This is a genomic window from Pseudomonas sp. Pseusp11, from assembly GCF_047304405.1.
Taxonomy (GTDB): domain Bacteria; phylum Pseudomonadota; class Gammaproteobacteria; order Pseudomonadales; family Pseudomonadaceae; genus Aquipseudomonas.
This window is the reverse complement of sequence record NZ_JBGLZF010000006.1, coordinates 173,976-188,536: the sequence shown is the minus strand read 5'-3', so window position 1 is coordinate 188,536 and position 14,561 is coordinate 173,976. Positions and strand designations below refer to the sequence as shown.

Annotated in this window: 16 protein-coding genes; 9 read left to right on the top strand and 7 right to left on the bottom strand. The window is 59.7% G+C overall.

Annotated elements, in window-relative coordinates; all coding sequences use genetic code 11:
* From tusD to ACCC96_RS07365, 3 genes are all read right to left on the bottom strand, one after another.
* Nucleotides 1-393 carry a sulfurtransferase complex subunit TusD gene (gene tusD / locus ACCC96_RS07375; RefSeq protein ID WP_258669362.1) on the bottom strand — a complete coding sequence of 131 codons (393 nt, stop codon included), beginning with the start codon at nt 391-393 and terminating at the stop codon, nt 1-3.
* Between the two features lie 86 nt (nt 394-479).
* Nucleotides 480-809, bottom strand: coding sequence for a DUF6388 family protein (locus ACCC96_RS07370; protein ID WP_413695350.1), 330 nt, complete (start codon nt 807-809; stop codon nt 480-482).
* Nucleotides 810-827: 18 nt separating this feature from the next.
* The gene (locus ACCC96_RS07365; protein WP_413695349.1) at nt 828-1,076 is read right to left on the bottom strand and encodes a hypothetical protein; all 249 of its coding nucleotides are present in this window, start codon (nt 1,074-1,076) and stop codon (nt 828-830) included.
* A 147-nt stretch (nt 1,077-1,223) separates the two neighbouring features.
* Here ACCC96_RS07365 and ACCC96_RS07360 point away from each other — a divergent pair, with 147 nt between their 5' ends.
* Nucleotides 1,224-1,574, top strand: a complete 351-nt coding sequence (locus tag ACCC96_RS07360) for a hypothetical protein (protein WP_007941140.1) — start codon at nt 1,224-1,226, stop codon at nt 1,572-1,574.
* A 42-nt stretch (nt 1,575-1,616) separates the two neighbouring features.
* Here the strand turns inward: ACCC96_RS07360 and ACCC96_RS07355 are convergent, their stop codons facing one another.
* Nucleotides 1,617-2,045 carry a GNAT family N-acetyltransferase gene (locus ACCC96_RS07355; RefSeq protein ID WP_413695348.1) on the bottom strand — a complete coding sequence of 143 codons (429 nt, stop codon included), beginning with the start codon at nt 2,043-2,045 and terminating at the stop codon, nt 1,617-1,619.
* Between the two features lie 259 nt (nt 2,046-2,304).
* Here ACCC96_RS07355 and ACCC96_RS07350 point away from each other — a divergent pair, with 259 nt between their 5' ends.
* The 3 genes from ACCC96_RS07350 (at nt 2,305) to ACCC96_RS07340 (ending at nt 4,384) form a co-directional block, all read left to right on the top strand.
* A complete protein-coding gene (locus ACCC96_RS07350) occupies nt 2,305-2,898 on the top strand; it encodes an NUDIX domain-containing protein (RefSeq protein WP_413695347.1) in 594 nt (197 codons plus the stop codon).
* 122 nt (nt 2,899-3,020) lie between these two features.
* Entirely contained in the window at nt 3,021-3,560 is a 540-nt protein-coding gene (locus ACCC96_RS07345) for a kinase inhibitor (RefSeq protein ID WP_413695346.1), read from the top strand.
* Nucleotides 3,561-3,565: 5 nt separating this feature from the next.
* Entirely contained in the window at nt 3,566-4,384 is an 819-nt protein-coding gene (locus ACCC96_RS07340; RefSeq protein WP_413695345.1) for a helix-turn-helix transcriptional regulator, read from the top strand.
* A gap of 220 nt (nt 4,385-4,604) precedes the next feature.
* Here the strand turns inward: ACCC96_RS07340 and ACCC96_RS07335 are convergent, their stop codons facing one another.
* Nucleotides 4,605-5,327 carry a pirin family protein gene (locus ACCC96_RS07335; protein ID WP_258669351.1) on the bottom strand — a complete coding sequence of 241 codons (723 nt, stop codon included), beginning with the start codon at nt 5,325-5,327 and terminating at the stop codon, nt 4,605-4,607.
* A 226-nt stretch (nt 5,328-5,553) separates the two neighbouring features.
* Between ACCC96_RS07335 and ACCC96_RS07330 the strand changes: the two genes are divergently transcribed.
* Together ACCC96_RS07330 and ACCC96_RS07325 are read left to right on the top strand one after the other, a co-directional pair.
* On the top strand, nt 5,554-6,504 hold the full coding sequence (locus ACCC96_RS07330) for a GlxA family transcriptional regulator (protein ID WP_258669348.1): 951 nt from the start codon (nt 5,554-5,556) through the stop codon (nt 6,502-6,504).
* Between the two features lie 184 nt (nt 6,505-6,688).
* A complete protein-coding gene (locus ACCC96_RS07325; RefSeq protein ID WP_413695344.1) occupies nt 6,689-8,167 on the top strand; it encodes an ATP-binding protein in 1,479 nt (492 codons plus the stop codon).
* Here the strand turns inward: ACCC96_RS07325 and ACCC96_RS07320 are convergent.
* Entirely contained in the window at nt 8,132-10,936 is a 2,805-nt protein-coding gene (locus tag ACCC96_RS07320; protein ID WP_413695343.1) for an ATP-binding protein, read from the bottom strand. The genes ACCC96_RS07325 and ACCC96_RS07320 overlap by 36 nt on opposite strands.
* Nucleotides 10,937-11,279: 343 nt before the next feature.
* Here ACCC96_RS07320 and ACCC96_RS07315 point away from each other — a divergent pair, with 343 nt between their 5' ends.
* Together ACCC96_RS07315 and ACCC96_RS07310 are read left to right on the top strand one after the other, a co-directional pair.
* Nucleotides 11,280-11,855 carry a flavodoxin family protein gene (locus tag ACCC96_RS07315; protein WP_413695342.1) on the top strand — a complete coding sequence of 192 codons (576 nt, stop codon included), beginning with the start codon at nt 11,280-11,282 and terminating at the stop codon, nt 11,853-11,855.
* A 33-nt stretch (nt 11,856-11,888) separates the two neighbouring features.
* On the top strand, nt 11,889-12,713 hold the full coding sequence (locus ACCC96_RS07310) for an alpha/beta fold hydrolase (protein ID WP_258669338.1): 825 nt from the start codon (nt 11,889-11,891) through the stop codon (nt 12,711-12,713).
* A 97-nt stretch (nt 12,714-12,810) separates the two neighbouring features.
* Here ACCC96_RS07310 and ACCC96_RS07305 read toward each other — a convergent pair whose 3' ends face one another.
* The gene (locus ACCC96_RS07305; protein ID WP_413695341.1) at nt 12,811-13,275 is read right to left on the bottom strand and encodes a helix-turn-helix domain-containing protein; all 465 of its coding nucleotides are present in this window, start codon (nt 13,273-13,275) and stop codon (nt 12,811-12,813) included.
* 288 nt (nt 13,276-13,563) lie between these two features.
* Between ACCC96_RS07305 and ACCC96_RS07300 the strand changes: the two genes are divergently transcribed.
* Complete coding sequence (locus ACCC96_RS07300) at nt 13,564-14,559, top strand: MBL fold metallo-hydrolase (protein ID WP_413695340.1); 996 nt, start codon at nt 13,564-13,566, stop codon at nt 14,557-14,559.
* Nucleotides 14,560-14,561: the final 2 nt, after the last annotated feature.

The window sequence follows — 14,561 nt, the reverse complement described above, 5'->3', positions numbered from 1 at the left end:
TCACGCGCCTCCGAAACAGATCAGGCGGTCAGCGTCCTGCACCGCGTCATGCAACTGGCCAAGGCCGGACAATTCCCACGGCGCGCCCACGGCGACCGCTTCACGCTGATAGCGCTGGGCTTCTTCCTCGTTCAGCACGCCACGACGCAGGGCGGCGGCGATGCAGACCACGCCATCGAGTTGATGCTCGCTGACAAAGGTGCGCCATTGTTTCGGCAAGTCCTGCTCATCCTGAGGCGTGACCACACTGCCGGACGCGTTGTAGACGCCATCCTGATAGAAAAACAGCCGGACAATCTCATGTCCGCTGGCCAGCGCGGCTTGGGCGAACAGCAAGGCTCGGCGCGAGGAGGGCGCATGGGCGGCGGAAAACAGCGCAATGGCGAATTTCATGACGGACTCGATCAGCAAAACTGCGGCCATGATAAAGCTTTATCGGCGGGGCGGCGAAGGGCTTTGGGTAGGTGAGATTGCGACGGTTACTTGGTCAACCCATATAACTCGCAATACTCCAGCCAGTCCATACCGGCCATCTCTGCGACTTCCTTGTGCACCTCCAGGCGTTGGGCGTGGTAATCCTCAGGCGTGGCGGCGGTCAGTTGCAGTGTCAGCTCCCAGGCAAACAAACCCAGACGCTCCGCCTCGGCTTCGAACGCTTCATGCAAACGCTCGTCGCGGTACTGCGTCACTGTCTCGCCTTTGGCCTGGGCCAACAGTGGATTAAGGTTGTCCAGTTCGACACGCAGCTCGGGGCGCTGATCGAGAAACTTCTTCAGCGCCTGCTCGTGTTGCTGTTCAGTTGCCGCCATGGTCACTCCTTGAAGGGATTACGAAGACTGCTTTTTGTTCGCCTTGGCAGCCGCGGCCAGGCACTCGAGGGCAAACTGCTCGGTGTAGGTCATCTGGATCGGCGTGGTTTCGCCTTTGACGGTTCTTTCGCCGTCGAGAATGTAGCGAATCCGCTTGTCGGTGACGCCAATTCGCTTGGCGATCCAGGCCGGCGTCTGGCCGATCTGGCTGATCAGTTTGTCGGCGTAGTCGGTGGAGGGTTTGTAGAACTCGGCATTGGGTGTCATGGCTTTCCTGAAAAATGGGCGATGCGACGCTATCGGCGCGACAGGGTGCGCGAATCGTTGCGCGGTGTCGCGGTATAAATGAAGTAAAGCAGAACGATACGTCGTGCCGCGGTGGTAAAGTCCGCTTTTTCCTGATGAGCGAACGCAATGCGAATTCTGATGGTGGCGCTGGCCGCAACCTTGCTGGCGGGCTGCGCCGGATCGGCGATGAACGACGCCCGCACCAAAACCCCGTACAAAACCCTGACCTCGGACAAACCGGAAAAAGTCGTCGCCCAGTGCGTGCAGTTTGCCTGGCAGGACGAGGCGGTGTTCGGCGTCGATGCCGGCGCGTATTTGCAGCCGGGCAAGAAGGGCGGCTCGACGGTCTACACCCGTTCGGCCGAGTCTTTCGTGGACGTGACCAGCGATGCTTCAGGTACGGCCTTGAGCTACTACGCCCAGCATGATGATTTTGTCGCCAAGCGCCGTTTGGCGGCGTTGGCGACCTGTTTGTAAGCAAGATCGAAGATCCAGAAAAGGCACCCCAAAAACCGAAGCTTACAAATCCATCAAACGCTTCTGGAAAAAGAAGCGCTTGTGGCCCGGCGGGTAATCGGCAATGTGCCCCAGCTCGCTGTAGCCGTGTTTCTTGTAAAACTCCGGCGCCTGGAAGTCGAAGGTGTCCAGCCAGATGCCGATGCACGCCTTCTCCCGCGCCAGGTCTTCGGCCATCTGCATCAGCTTCGAGCCTATCCCTTGTCCCCGGGCCTGGTCCGGCACCGACAACAATTCAATGAAAAACCACCGGTAAAACACTCGGCCATAAAGCCCGCCGAGAATCTCGTCATTGTCATCGCGTACCAGCAAGGCAATCTGCTCTGACACCGTGGGCCCGGCTTTTGAGGCGTTGTAGGCGCGCAGCGGTGTGAGGATTGCTTCGCGTTCTTCCTGAGTGGCGTTTGTCGACAGTTCAATTCGCAGGGTCATGGGCTACATCCATATGGCAAAGAGGGAGCCTATCGCGATCGTAGTTTGTTTGGAACTCCCGGGCCGCTGACCTGAAGCACACAATCATTTGTTACTTTGGCGTGTAGTCCAATTGGATTTCTAGTAACACCAACCCTCTGAATCAACACGTTCTGAAGGATTGGACAAAGCGTTAAAAAAAGAGGCCCGGCAACCATGCCGGGCTTTTCTGTTTTCGCCTAACATGGACGCCCTCTGACGAAAATAAGGATGAATTGTCATGTCGAACACAGCCGAGCGGGTCAACATCATCGAGTCCCAGGTGTTGTCCCACGACTGGTATCTGCTGAAGAAAATCACGTTTGATTACTTGCGCAACAACGGCGACTGGCAGCGCCAGAGCCGCGAGGTCTACGACCGTGGCAACGGCGCGGCGATTCTGCTGTTCAACCGCGAGAAGAAAACCGTCGTGCTGACTCGCCAGTTCCGGTTGCCGGTGTTCGTCAACGGCCATGATGGTTTGTTGATTGAAGTGGCGGCGGGGCTGCTGGAAGGCGCTGCGCCTGAAGAGCGCATTCGCGCTGAGGCCGAAGAGGAAACCGGCTATCGCGTCCACCATGTGCAGAAGGTGTTCGAGTCCTACATGAGCCCCGGTTCGGTCACGGAGAAACTGCATTTCTTTATCGCCGAATACGACGCGTCTTCAAAAGTCAGCGAGGGTGGTGGGCTGGAAGAAGAAACCGAGGAACTGGAAGTGCTGGAGTGGAAGTTCGACGACGCCCTTGAGGCGTTTTATCGCGGGGAGATCTGCGATGCCAAGACCATCATGCTGCTGCAGTATGCGGCGATGAAGGATATTTTCGGACCGGTCTGAGTCGGCGGGGCTTACCTGGATCGAGAGAGCGTTCAGGCACAATGGTCGAGCGTTTCGGCACAGTAATCGCCCAGCGCTCTCTCTAGACTCGTGCTTCACGCCAAGACACCGATGAGGTCACGATGAACATCCGAATTATCCTATCCGCATTGTCCATGGGGGTCGTCCTCACTGGGCACGCAGCCGACTTCTCGCTGACAAGCCAGGATATTGCTGAAAATCGCCCGCTGACCAGTCGCGAGGTATTCCAGGGTTTCGGTTGTGAAGGGGGTAATACGTCTCCGCAACTGTCCTGGTCTAACGCCCCGGCGGGCACTAAAAGTTACGCGATCACGGTCTACGACCCTGATGCGCCGACCGGCAGCGGCTGGTGGCATTGGACGGTGGTGAATTTACCCGCTTCAACCAAAAGTTTGCCAAGAGGAGTCGGTTCGAACCTGCCTGCCGGTGCAATACAAGGGCGAACCGATTATGGCCAACCGGGATATGGCGGGCCTTGCCCTCCGGTTGGGGAGAAGCCCCATCGCTATCAATTCACCGTATGGGCGTTGAAAGTCGACAAGTTGCCACTCGACAACCAGGCCAGCGGAGCCTTGGTGGGCTATATGCTCAATGCCAACGCCTTGACCAAAGCGACCATCACTTCAACTTACGGACGTTAAGAACAATGCGCCCTTGTGACGGCATCCAGCACCGGGAAAACATTATCGATGCGTGTGTCATACGGGCGCGGCAGCCTCATACCTTGCAACGGGTGCCGATATTCGCAACCACCTTGTGTCGAGTGCGACAGGGGGAAAAGCTGCTGCAATGGGATGACCGGGAGATGCGCGCAGGGCCGCAACATCTGATTCTGATGCCGGCCGGGCGCGAGCTTGGCATCTCGAACTTCCCCGGCCTTCATGGTCACTACATCGCTGATGTCGTGACCTTTCCCGGTTCGACACTGCGCAACTTCAGCAGCCGATATGGCCGGCAGATCATGAGTGGTCACCGTGCCCCGAAGACAGATCTGTGTGTGCCTCTGGACAGGCATACGACGCAGGCATGGGATCAGTTATTGGCCGCCATCAATGCGAACGCTCCGGATGCATTACGCACCCACTATGGGGAAGCTGTTCTGCTCAGCCTGAGCCTCAACGGCCAGGCCGGACCGCTGCTGACGGATCGCAATGATCCACTGTGCGAACGTGTGCAGCAGTTGCTGATGGGCAGCCCTGAGAGCGACTGGACGGTTGCGAGCGTTGCACAACACCTGAACCTTGGTGAGTCGACGTTGCGGCGCCAACTGGCCAATGAGGGGAGCAGTTTCAGGAGTATTCTGGAAAGTGTTCGACTTGCAACGGCGCTGCAATGGTTGCAAACCACTTCTCGGCCCATCGGTGAAATTGCCGGCGCCAGCGGCTACGCCTCGGCCTCACGTTTTGCCGTGCGCTTTCGCTCACATTACGGCCTGTCGCCACGGGAATTGCGGGCGGCGATTTAGGTATTCCTGTACTTGATTTGATCCGAGTGAAAACGGCCTGTCCGCCGTTTTTTTGTACCTGGCGAAAACCTTAATCGCCGGCCCCTGTGGCGAGGGAGCTTGCTCCCGCTCGGCTGCGAAGCAGTCGCAAATACGGCGGATGCGGTGTGTCAGGAAAACTCCCTATACCGGTTTGGGGCCGCTGCGCAGCCCAGCGGGAGCAAGCTCCCTCGCCACAAAATCACGGCATTTCCGGCAACTCTTGCGGCCGCAAATCAAACACCAGCACCTCGGCGTCCACGCCATTGCTCAAGGTCAGCACCCGTTCTTCACGAACCCGTACGCCGTCGCCTTCGCGCAGCTGCATACCGTTCAATTCGACACTGCCCCGCGCCACATGCACATAAGCGTAGCGATCGGCGGCCAGTTCCAGCGTGGCGCTTTCCTTGCCGTCGAACAGGCCGGCATACACTCGCGCATCCTGCCGGACTTTCAGCGAACCGTTGGCCCCGTCCGGGGAGATGATCAGCTGCAAGCGGCCGCGTTTTTTCTGGGTACTGAAATGCTCTTGCTGATAACGCGGTTTGGCGCCGCTGACGTCGGGCACGATCCAGATTTGCAGGAAGTGCACCGGGCGTGTCGATGAGTGGTTGTATTCACTGTGCGCCACGCCACTGCCGGCGCTCATCAATTGCACGTCGCCAGGGCGGATCACCGAACCGGTGCCCAGCGTGTCCTTGTGTTCCAGCGCGCCTTCGAGCACGTAGGAGAAAATCTCCATGTCGCGGTGAGGGTGCTGGCCAAAGCCTTTGCCGGCGGCCACGCGGTCGTCGTTGATCACCAACAGGTCGGAAAAACCCTGTTCCCGCGGGTTGCGGTAGTTGGCAAAGGAAAAGGTATGGAACGACTTCAACCAACCGTGATTGGCCGCGCCGCGATCCGAAGCTTTGCGAAGGGTCAGCATTATGAAATCTCCTGTCAGGACGTGAATTCGTCCGAGTGAGGAGAAGGTTAATGGTTACGCTTAAGTGCAATAAGTAGATGAAAATTGAAATACTGTCTCTTGCAGGTTGACAGTTATGTGAGCGGGTTCATGTATGCTTGTTGTTACATGTGGCCATAATGCCGGGCGCCAGACCTGTGGGCGGCGCAGTGGTATTGAACAGTTCTCTATTAGTGACTTTGAATCCATGAAAACCGTGGCAATGGTGTTGTTCCCAGACTTTCTCCTGCTCGACATGGCCGGTCCCATGGAAGTGTTTTCCATCGCCAATCGTTATCTGCAACCGGCGGACCGATACGAGCTGTTGACCATCGGCACCGAGCAGGGCGCATTGCGGGCCTCCAATGGCGTCAGCGTCCAGGCCGATCTGCACATCGATCAGGCGAACGGGCACTATGACGTGCTGCTGGTGCCGGGCGGGCCGGGGGCTTACAACGAAAAGCATCCGCCGCTGCTCAACTGGCTTCAGGGTGCCGTCAGCCGTGCGAACCGATACGGGTCGATCTGCACCGGCGCGTTCGTGCTTGGGCATGCCGGATTGCTGGACGGCTTTCGCGTGACCACTCATTGGCATTACACCGAACGACTGATCAAAGGCTTCCCCAAGGCCATCGTCGAGACCGATCAGATTTTCGTGCAGGACCGCAACCTCATCACTTCCGGCGGTGTCACCGCCGGCATCGACCTGGCGCTGGCGGTGGTTGCCCAGGACCACGGCAAGAAAGTCGCCCAGGATGTGGCCAAAGTGCTGCTGGTAGTGATGAAACGCCAGGGCGGGCAGGCGCAGTTCAGTCCGTTGATGGCCGCGGTGGGCCCCCAGGAAACGCCAGTCACCCGGGTGCAGAACCATGTGCTCGAGCACCTCGACGAAGCGTTCGGTATTGAGCGTATGGCCAGTCTGGTGAACATGAGTGCGCGGCACTTCGCCAGGGTTTTCACTCGGGAAGTGAATATGACGCCGATGGAGTTTCTGCAAAGCGCGCGCATCGATCACGCCAGGAATCTGTTGGAAACCAGCGAGCTGCCGCTCAAGACCGTGGCTTATAAAAGTGGCTTCGGCAGCGTGCGGCACATGCGTTTTCTATTCAGTGAAAAGCTCGGCCTGACCCCCACCCAGTATCGCGAGCAGTTCAGTTAACGCGCTGTTGTCCGTCGTGCGCACCGCGATGACCGTGACGCTCCTCCCATGGCCGTTGTACCGTCACCCATGCCTGCCAAGATACCCGTGAACTCTTTTTTGGGAGGTGCGGGGCCTGGATGGGCGGGATCGAGGGAGCTTGCAGTTCCTTGAGCCGAGCCAGGTTTTCAGCATATGAACGTGCATGAACAACCTCAGAGAGATAAACAGTGACACGGTGCTGCGGTTCGGGCCCTACGCATTCCACTTGCATCAGCGGTTGATCCTGGACGGTGATCGGCCGCTGCGCATGGGCGGGCGAGCCCTGGACATTTTGCAGGTGCTGGTTGAGCACGCTGGTGCGGTGGTCAGCAAAGAGGCGCTGATTGCCCACGTATGGCCGACCTCGGTGGTCGAGGAAATCAACTTGCGCGTCCACATTGCCGCCCTGCGTCGAGCGCTCGGCGATGGGCCGAACGGGCAGCCCTATATCGTTAATATTCCCCAGCGCGGTTATAGCTTCATCGCCCCGGTGCAGCACGATCGGGCGGGCACGCCGGTGCTGCTCGAAACCGTGCACAAGCCTCAACACAACCTGCCTGCGCGGCTCACACCGGTGATCGGTCGCGACTCGATCGTCGGCAGCGTGGTTCGGCAGTTGCCGGTTCGACGCTTCATGACCCTGGTCGGCCCCGCCGGCATTGGCAAGACCACCGTGGCGTTGCGCGTGGCCGAGTTGCTGTTGCAGCACTATCGGGACGGTGTCTGGATGGTTGATCTGGCAGCCATCGATGACCCGTCGCAGCTTGTCGATCATCTGTCGCGCACTCTGGAACTGGACGTCGGCGCAAAGGCGTTGACGCAGCGGCATGCCTTGCTGGTGCTCGACAATTGCGAACACGTGCTCGAGCGTTGTCGGACAGTGGTGGACGATTTGCTGGCCTCGGCGCCTCGGTTGTCGATCCTCGCCACCAGTCGCGAACCGCTGCGAGCAGCGGGGGAAACGCTGCTGCGGTTACCCGCCCTGACGGTGCCACCCGCCTCGGCGATTCATAGCGTGGACGAGGCCATGGGGTATTCAGCGGTGCAGCTGTTGGTCAGCCGCGCCCGAGCCCGTCAGCTAGGGTTTGCCCTGCGCCAACAGGATCTCAATGCTGTGCGCGAAATCTGTCGGCGGCTGGATGGCTTGCCCCTGGCCATTGAGCTGGCGGCGGCGCAGATCGATGCATTGGCGCTGGTGGGGTTGCAAGCGCAACTGGGTAACTGTTTTCAGCTGTTGAGCCAAGGTCGACGCACCGCCGTGCCGCGGCATCAGAATCTCAAAGCCGCACTGGACTGGAGCTATGAACGGCTGAGCCCGTTGGAACAGATCGTGTTGCAGCGGCTGGCGGTGTTCAAGATGGCGTTTACGCTGGACGCGGCGATTGGCGTGATCAGTGACGCGATGCTGCTGCCTGCTAGCCTGGTCAGTGTGGTGGAGAGTCTGGCGAATACATCGCTGCTGTCGGTGGAGCAGGGTAACGGTGTGACCCGCTACCGCTTCCTCAATACCACGCGCACCTACGCTTTGGAGAAGCTTGAACACAGCGGTTACTTGCGTGCCTTCGAACTGCGTTATGAGCGCTACATCAGCCGGGCCCACTGGACATCAGTCGGACAGGTGGTGCTGCAACTCGCCGAGTAACCGCCGGACTTTTATCAGGTCCGGTGTGGCGAAGCCTTCGGTGAAGCGCTGGTAAATCGGCGCCAGCAGCTCATGGGCTTGCCGGAAGTGGCCCTGACGCTGCCACAGCAGGGCCAGTGATGTGGCGCTGCGCAGTTCCCAGGCCAGCGCTCCCTGGGTTTTTGCCACGGCTAAAGCCTTGAGCAGCACCGCCTCGGCCGCGTCAGCACTGCTCGGGCAATCCTCTGCCAGTAACGCGTCGGCCCGGGCCCGCAGAATCTCTGCCGTGCTCCAGCCCGCCGCGCCGTTTTCGGCCCGCTCCAGCAACGCATCATCGATGAAACGGCTGCCCAGAGTGACCATGATTTCCTTGATCAACCCGGTGTCTGGTCGCGGAGATGAGGGCGCATCAGTTCCGTCGATCACCTGCGCGTAATGTTTGGCCCAGGTGTAGAACAGCAACACCGAGTGTTTCTTCGCCTGCTCAAGCAGCAAGGCCAGGAGCTCGCGGGCGACCGGCGTGTTGCCGTTGTAGTGGGCGATCAGGCAACCGGACAGCGCCAGGGTGTAGCAGATGGACGTGCCATGATTGATTTGCATCGCGATGTCGAGCGCCTGTCGTGCGGTATGCCAGGCTTTTTCCGGAAGCCCTTGCAGCCAGAGAATGCGCGCCAGAATCGTCAGCGTCGCCACGCTCTGGTCGTATTGCACGCCAAAACCATGGGTGAAGCGGTTGAGCTGGCCGCTCTGGGCCAGGCGTTGAATGACCTGTTCGGCATTCTCCCGCGCCAGTACCTGATCCCCGGCAAAATGCAGGGCCAGGACCCGCAAACGTTGGGTGCTGAGGGCCGTCACCGCGTCGTCGTGCGGCCTCAACCGCTCGAATTGTCGGCTCTGCTCCAGAGCCAGTTGGTAGTGGCCGCAGCTGAGATCAACCGCCAGGTGCCCGGAAATCGCTTTGAGCTGACCGGCCACATCATTGCAGTGTTCGGCCAGGTGTTTGGCGCTGACGAAGGCTTCGACGGATTCGGCGCTACTGCCCAGGGTGTGATAGCAGGAACTGCCGAGGGCAAGCTTGAGGTTCATGGTCAAGCGCGGGCAGGGCTGATGCGTCGTTTCGAGCAACGCCAGGGCTTTGCGCACGTACACGCCGTATTCCTTGAGCAGCGACAGCTCTTGCCAGAGCGGTGCCGAGGTCGCGGCGAGACGGATGGCCAACGCTTGCGATCCTTGAGTATTCAAGCCCCAATCGAGCGCCGCACGAATGTCTTCCAGGTTGCGGGCGTAACGCTCGGTCCAGCGCTCGCTCTGGGTGTGTTCCCAATCACTCTGCGCCTGCTGCATCAAGGCCAGGCAGCATTCGGCGTGGCGCTCTCGGGTGTCCGCCAGCTCTTGGGCCTGGTCGAGTTTTTCCAGCGCATAGCCACGTGTGGTGTCGAGCAGACGGTAGAACACTTCTTCATCGCCGACTTCCACGTTCAGCAATGACTTGGCCACCAATTGGGTAATCGAGGCAAACACCACATCGGGCTCGACGTACTGGCCGACAATCACGGCAGCCGCCGATTCCAGGGTAAAAGCGCCCCGGAATATCCCCAGTCGGCGCAGGCACGTCTGCTCGCAGGCATTGAGCAGTTCGAAGCTCCAGTCCAGCGTGGCGCGCAGGGTCTGATGGCGGCCCATGGTGGTCGGGCAGCCTTGGGCGAGCAGGCGAAAGCTGTCTTGCAGTTGCGACAGCAAGCCGCTCAAACCCAGGTTGCCGACCTGCGCCGCTGCCAGTTCGATCGCCAACGGAATGCCGTCCAGACGTCGGCAGATTTCAATCGCCAGCGGCAGGTCGGCTTCGCTCAGTTCGAAGCTGTCGTGGCTGGCCATCGCCCGCTCGACAAACAATTGCAGCGCCGAAAACGTCAGGGCCTGAGCGCGGTCGAGCAGGGCGATGGGCGGCGGGCAGTCCAGTGATTCCAGGCGCTGCACGTATTCGCCTTCGGCCCGCAGGCTTTCGCGACTGGTGGCCAGAATGTGCACTTGGGGTGCCGCGCGCAGGATGCTTTCGCTGAGCAACGCAATGGCATCGATCAGGTGTTCGCAGTTGTCGATGACCAGCAGCATCTGCCGTTCGCGCAAGCATGTGGCGAGCCCGTTTATGGGGTCGGCGTCATGCAACGACAAGCCCAGCGCTGACGCCAAGTGCGCGCCGATCATCAAAGGGCAGTTGATCGGTGCCAGGTCCACCAGGCGAATGCCGTCTCGATAGCGACCGATCAGTTGCTCGGCGACGCGCAGCGCCACGGTCGTCTTGCCGATCCCGCCGGGGCCTACCAGGGTGATGAAACGCTGCTGCGAGAGTTGCGCCAACAGTCTGTCGACCAGCGCCTGACGGCCGATCATGCGAGTCCGGCGCACCGGCAGGTTATGGCCGCCCGGTTCATTGGCGTCGTTTTGGGGATGTTGTTCGATGGACTCCAGGGAAAACGGCGCGACAAAGCTGTAGCCGCGCTGGGCGACGGTGATGATGTAACGCTGGCCGGCCTGACCGTCACCAAGGGCTTTGCGCAGTGCCGCCATGTGCACGCGCAGGTTGGAGTCTTCCACTACGCTTTTGGGCCAGACCCGCGCGATCAGTTGCTGCTTGCTCACCACCTGGCCTGCGTGCTCCAGCAACATCAACAGAATGTCCATGGCTTGCCTGCCCAGGCGCAGGGGCTGGTCGGCCTCCATCACCAGGCGTTGGCCAGGGTAGATCCGGTAGGGGCCGAAATGGATGGCCTGTTCGGGGGTAAGGGTCAACGGGTCACTCCTGCTTGCATCCGTCTATCACGCGGTATCCAGGCATATTCCTGAGGTTTTTTCGGCAGCGCAACGTGGCGCCATACATCTCGGCAGCAGGTGCAACGGCTGCGGCCTTGCCGTCAGTGCCCGGCGGTCCCGTATTTATTGGACTCAGCGCTGGTGAACGGCGCACCGGGGCCATGGGTGTACGGCAGAAAATTAACAACGTTTAACTCGTACCGATCCGGTCTACGCTCAAAAATCCATTTCTTCAAGTAGCCGAAGGTATCGGCCTTTTTGCAACAGAAAGTGCAACAAAAAGCGTGCCGCAAAAAGGACGAACACTTCTGGAGGAGCCGGAATGAGCAACGTGGTGGTGGTCTATCACAGTGGTTACGGGCACACCCGGGTCATGGCCGAAGCCGTGGGCCTGGGGGTGGAACGACACTTGGGCAGCACCTGTCGATTGATTCCGGTGGAAGAAGTGGAGGAGCACTGGGAGCGCTTGCACCATGCCGATGCAATCATCTTTGGCGCCCCGACCTACATGGGCAGCGCCTCGGCCGCCTTCAAGGGTTTCATGGAGGCCACCGCGTCGTTCTACCTGGCCCAGCCCTGGCGCGACAAACTCGCTGCCGGGTTTACCAACTCCGGTTGCCTGTGCGGCGACAAGCTCAACACCTTGCTGCAAATGGCGGTGTTCGCCGCCCAGCACTCGATGATCTGGGTCGGCCTCGACCTGCTGCCGGCGCGTAGCAGCATCGGCGTGTTCAACGGGCAGTTGAACCGACTCGGCAGTTCTCTGGGGGCGATGGCCCAATCCAACGTCGAACAATCCCCCGAATTTGCTCCGCCCCTGGAAGACCGCCGCACCGCCGCACATTTGGGCGAGCGGGTGGCGCGCCTGGCCGAACGAATGGCTCATACCTCTTATTAACCGTCGTAAACCCCATGCATCAGGAGAATCATAATGAGCACCTTCACCACCCGAGACGGCACCGAGATTTACTACAAGGACTGGGGCACCGGTCAGCCGATCGTCTTCAGCCACGGCTGGCCGTTGAATGCCGACAGTTGGGAGTCGCAGATGATCTTCCTGGCCTCCAAAGGCTACCGGGTCATCGCCCATGACCGCCGTGGTCACGGCCGTTCGAGCCAGCCATGGTTCGGCAATGACATGGACACCTACGCCGATGACCTGGCGCAGTTGATCGAGCATCTGGATCTGCAAAACGCTGTGTTGTTCGGTTTCTCCACTGGCGGTGGCGAAGTGGCGCGCTACATCGGTCGCTACGGTACTGGACGCGTGGCCAAGGCCGGGCTGATTTCATCGGTGCCGCCGCAGATGCTCAAGACCGAGGCCAACCCGGGCGGCCTGCCGATGGAAGTGTTCGACGGTATTCGTCAGGCGTCTTTGGTCGACCGTTCGCAGTTGTACAAGGATCTGGCCAGCGGCCCGTTCTTCGGCTTCAACCGGCCGGGCGCCAAACCCTCGCAAGGCATGATCGACTGGTTCTGGTTGCAGGGCATGGCTTCTGGCCACAAGAACGCGTACGACTGCATCAAGGCGTTCTCTGAAACCGACTTCACCGAAGACCTGAAGAAGTTCGACGTGCCGACCCTCGTGGTGCATGGCGACGACGATCAGGTGGTACCGATTGAAGCGGCGGGCATCGCCTCGGCGAAACTGGTCAAGGGCTCTACGTTGAAGGTCTACCCGGGAGCCCCGCACGGCCTGACCGATACCCACAAGGATCAACTCAACGAAGATCTGCTGGCGTTCATCAAGGGCTGATCAAAATCAAAAGATCGCAGGCTGCGCCAGCTCCTACAGGGTTATGTGAACGCCCGTGGGGCTGGTGAGGGCTGCGATCTTTGTTGTTCATCAGCGCCTACAAGGTGATGTGAACACCCGTAGGAGCTGCCGAAGGCTGCGATCTTTTGATCTTGAGAGAGGGAAGAACACGCACGGCACGGCAACGCCAGGCAAACGGTGTGATGCCTTCGCTGCGGGTAAATATATGAGAGAAATGTGCCTGGTCGCAGAAGCCACATTCCAGGCTGATTTGCGTCAGGGTCAGGTCGGTGTTCCGGATCAACTGTTTGGCCCGAGCAATGCGTTGCTGTCGGATCCAGTCTTGCGGTGAAACACCGGTGCTGCATTTGAACGCACGGGAAAAATGACTGCGCGACAGGGCACAGACCCGTGCCAGTTCGGTCACTTCCAGGGTTTCGCCGAGGTGGTCGAGGATCAACTGTTTAACCAGGTTTTCACGCCAGGGGCTAAGGCCTCCCGTGGTCTTTTTTTGCGTTTCAATGGCACACGCCTTGATCGCGTTTTGCTGAATGAGAGCCATGGCCAATGTCCGTGTCGGTGGGCGCGCGCGGGTGCACTGCACGGTGGGCCAGCACGTTTCTTTTTCTAAAAACTCTAAAAAAGAGCTCTGCGCAGAAGGCTTCATTTTTGGTCGCGAGGGCTTTGGCTTGCGAGTTAAACGTTGTTAATTCCGCAGTCAGGCTTAAGGGTGAAAGTGCGCCAACTGAGCACATCGCTGCAATTCGTGCGGATGCACGGTCATGCAAGATGGGCGACGTGTAGCGGCCTGGACTGGGCCGCTTTTTCTGGCTCGATCAAGGGTGATCTCATGAAGCAATCCCGCGTTTGCACACTTGGCGGACTTGGCCTGGCATTGGCGCTGATGTCCAGCATCAGCCTGGCCCAGGCGCCAGCTCAGGTGAACACTCAGGTGCCCGGTTATTACCGGCTCGCGGTGGGCGACTACGAGGTGACGGCGTTGTTCGATGGCTACAACGACCTCTCGCCTAAATTGCTCGACGGTCTGACCCAAGACCAGATCCGCGCGTTGCTGGCTCGTCGTTCGATTGAAACGCCGGGGGTGCAAACCGCGTTCAACGCGTTTCTGGTGAATACCGGCAAACAACTGATTCTGGTGGATACCGGGGCAGGGCAGTGCATCGGTGCCACTGCGGGCCAATTGTCGGCGAACATGCAAGCCGCTGGTTATAAGCCAGAACAGGTCGATACCATCCTGCTCACCCACTTGCATCTGGACCATGTGTGCGGATTGGTGGATGGGCAGCAAAAGCCTGTGTTCGCCAACGCCACGGTCTACGCCGCCAAGGCGGAAGCCGATTACTGGCTTGACCCTCAGGCCATGGTCAAGGCACCGGCCGGTGCCAGGGAATTCTTCAAGATCGCCCAGGACTCCACCGCGCCCTACATCGCGGCGGGCCGTTTCAAAACCTTTACTGCCGGGCAGTCGCCAGTGCCGGGCGTTGTCGATGCCGAGCTGGAGGCCGGGCACACACCGGGCAGTACCACGTATCGGTTCAACTCCCAAGGTCAGAGCATTCTGTTCATGGGCGATCTGGTGCATAACCTGGCGGTGCAGTTCGAGCATCCTGAGGTGTCGATTCGTTTCGACGTCGACAATCAGCAGGCGATCAAGAGCCGCGCCAAGGTTTTCAGCGATGCGGCGGCCAGCAAGATCTGGGTCACGGCAGCGCATTTGCCGTTTCCGGGTGTCGGCCATATCACCGCAGTGGACAAGCATTTCCAGTGGGTGCCCATCGAGTACGGACCTTACAAACGAGCGGCGAAAGTGCCGATGATCGAGTAAAG

What these genes read in the sequence shown, in the direction of transcription:
- tusD (WP_258669362.1), bottom strand. Translation starts at nt 393, where the DNA reads ATGAAATTCGCCATTGCGCTGTTTTCCGCCGCCCATGCGCCCTCCTCG.
- ACCC96_RS07370 (WP_413695350.1), bottom strand. Translation starts at nt 809, where the DNA reads ATGGCGGCAACTGAACAGCAACACGAGCAGGCGCTGAAGAAGTTTCTC.
- ACCC96_RS07365 (WP_413695349.1), bottom strand. Translation starts at nt 1,076, where the DNA reads ATGACACCCAATGCCGAGTTCTACAAACCCTCCACCGACTACGCCGAC.
- ACCC96_RS07360 (WP_007941140.1), top strand. Translation starts at nt 1,224, where the DNA reads ATGCGAATTCTGATGGTGGCGCTGGCCGCAACCTTGCTGGCGGGCTGC.
- ACCC96_RS07355 (WP_413695348.1), bottom strand. Translation starts at nt 2,045, where the DNA reads ATGACCCTGCGAATTGAACTGTCGACAAACGCCACTCAGGAAGAACGC.
- ACCC96_RS07350 (WP_413695347.1), top strand. Translation starts at nt 2,305, where the DNA reads ATGTCGAACACAGCCGAGCGGGTCAACATCATCGAGTCCCAGGTGTTG.
- ACCC96_RS07345 (WP_413695346.1), top strand. Translation starts at nt 3,021, where the DNA reads ATGAACATCCGAATTATCCTATCCGCATTGTCCATGGGGGTCGTCCTC.
- ACCC96_RS07340 (WP_413695345.1), top strand. Translation starts at nt 3,566, where the DNA reads ATGCGCCCTTGTGACGGCATCCAGCACCGGGAAAACATTATCGATGCG.
- ACCC96_RS07335 (WP_258669351.1), bottom strand. Translation starts at nt 5,327, where the DNA reads ATGCTGACCCTTCGCAAAGCTTCGGATCGCGGCGCGGCCAATCACGGT.
- ACCC96_RS07330 (WP_258669348.1), top strand. Translation starts at nt 5,554, where the DNA reads ATGAAAACCGTGGCAATGGTGTTGTTCCCAGACTTTCTCCTGCTCGAC.
- ACCC96_RS07325 (WP_413695344.1), top strand. Translation starts at nt 6,689, where the DNA reads ATGAACAACCTCAGAGAGATAAACAGTGACACGGTGCTGCGGTTCGGG.
- ACCC96_RS07315 (WP_413695342.1), top strand. Translation starts at nt 11,280, where the DNA reads ATGAGCAACGTGGTGGTGGTCTATCACAGTGGTTACGGGCACACCCGG.
- ACCC96_RS07310 (WP_258669338.1), top strand. Translation starts at nt 11,889, where the DNA reads ATGAGCACCTTCACCACCCGAGACGGCACCGAGATTTACTACAAGGAC.
- ACCC96_RS07305 (WP_413695341.1), bottom strand. Translation starts at nt 13,275, where the DNA reads ATGGCTCTCATTCAGCAAAACGCGATCAAGGCGTGTGCCATTGAAACG.
- ACCC96_RS07300 (WP_413695340.1), top strand. Translation starts at nt 13,564, where the DNA reads ATGAAGCAATCCCGCGTTTGCACACTTGGCGGACTTGGCCTGGCATTG.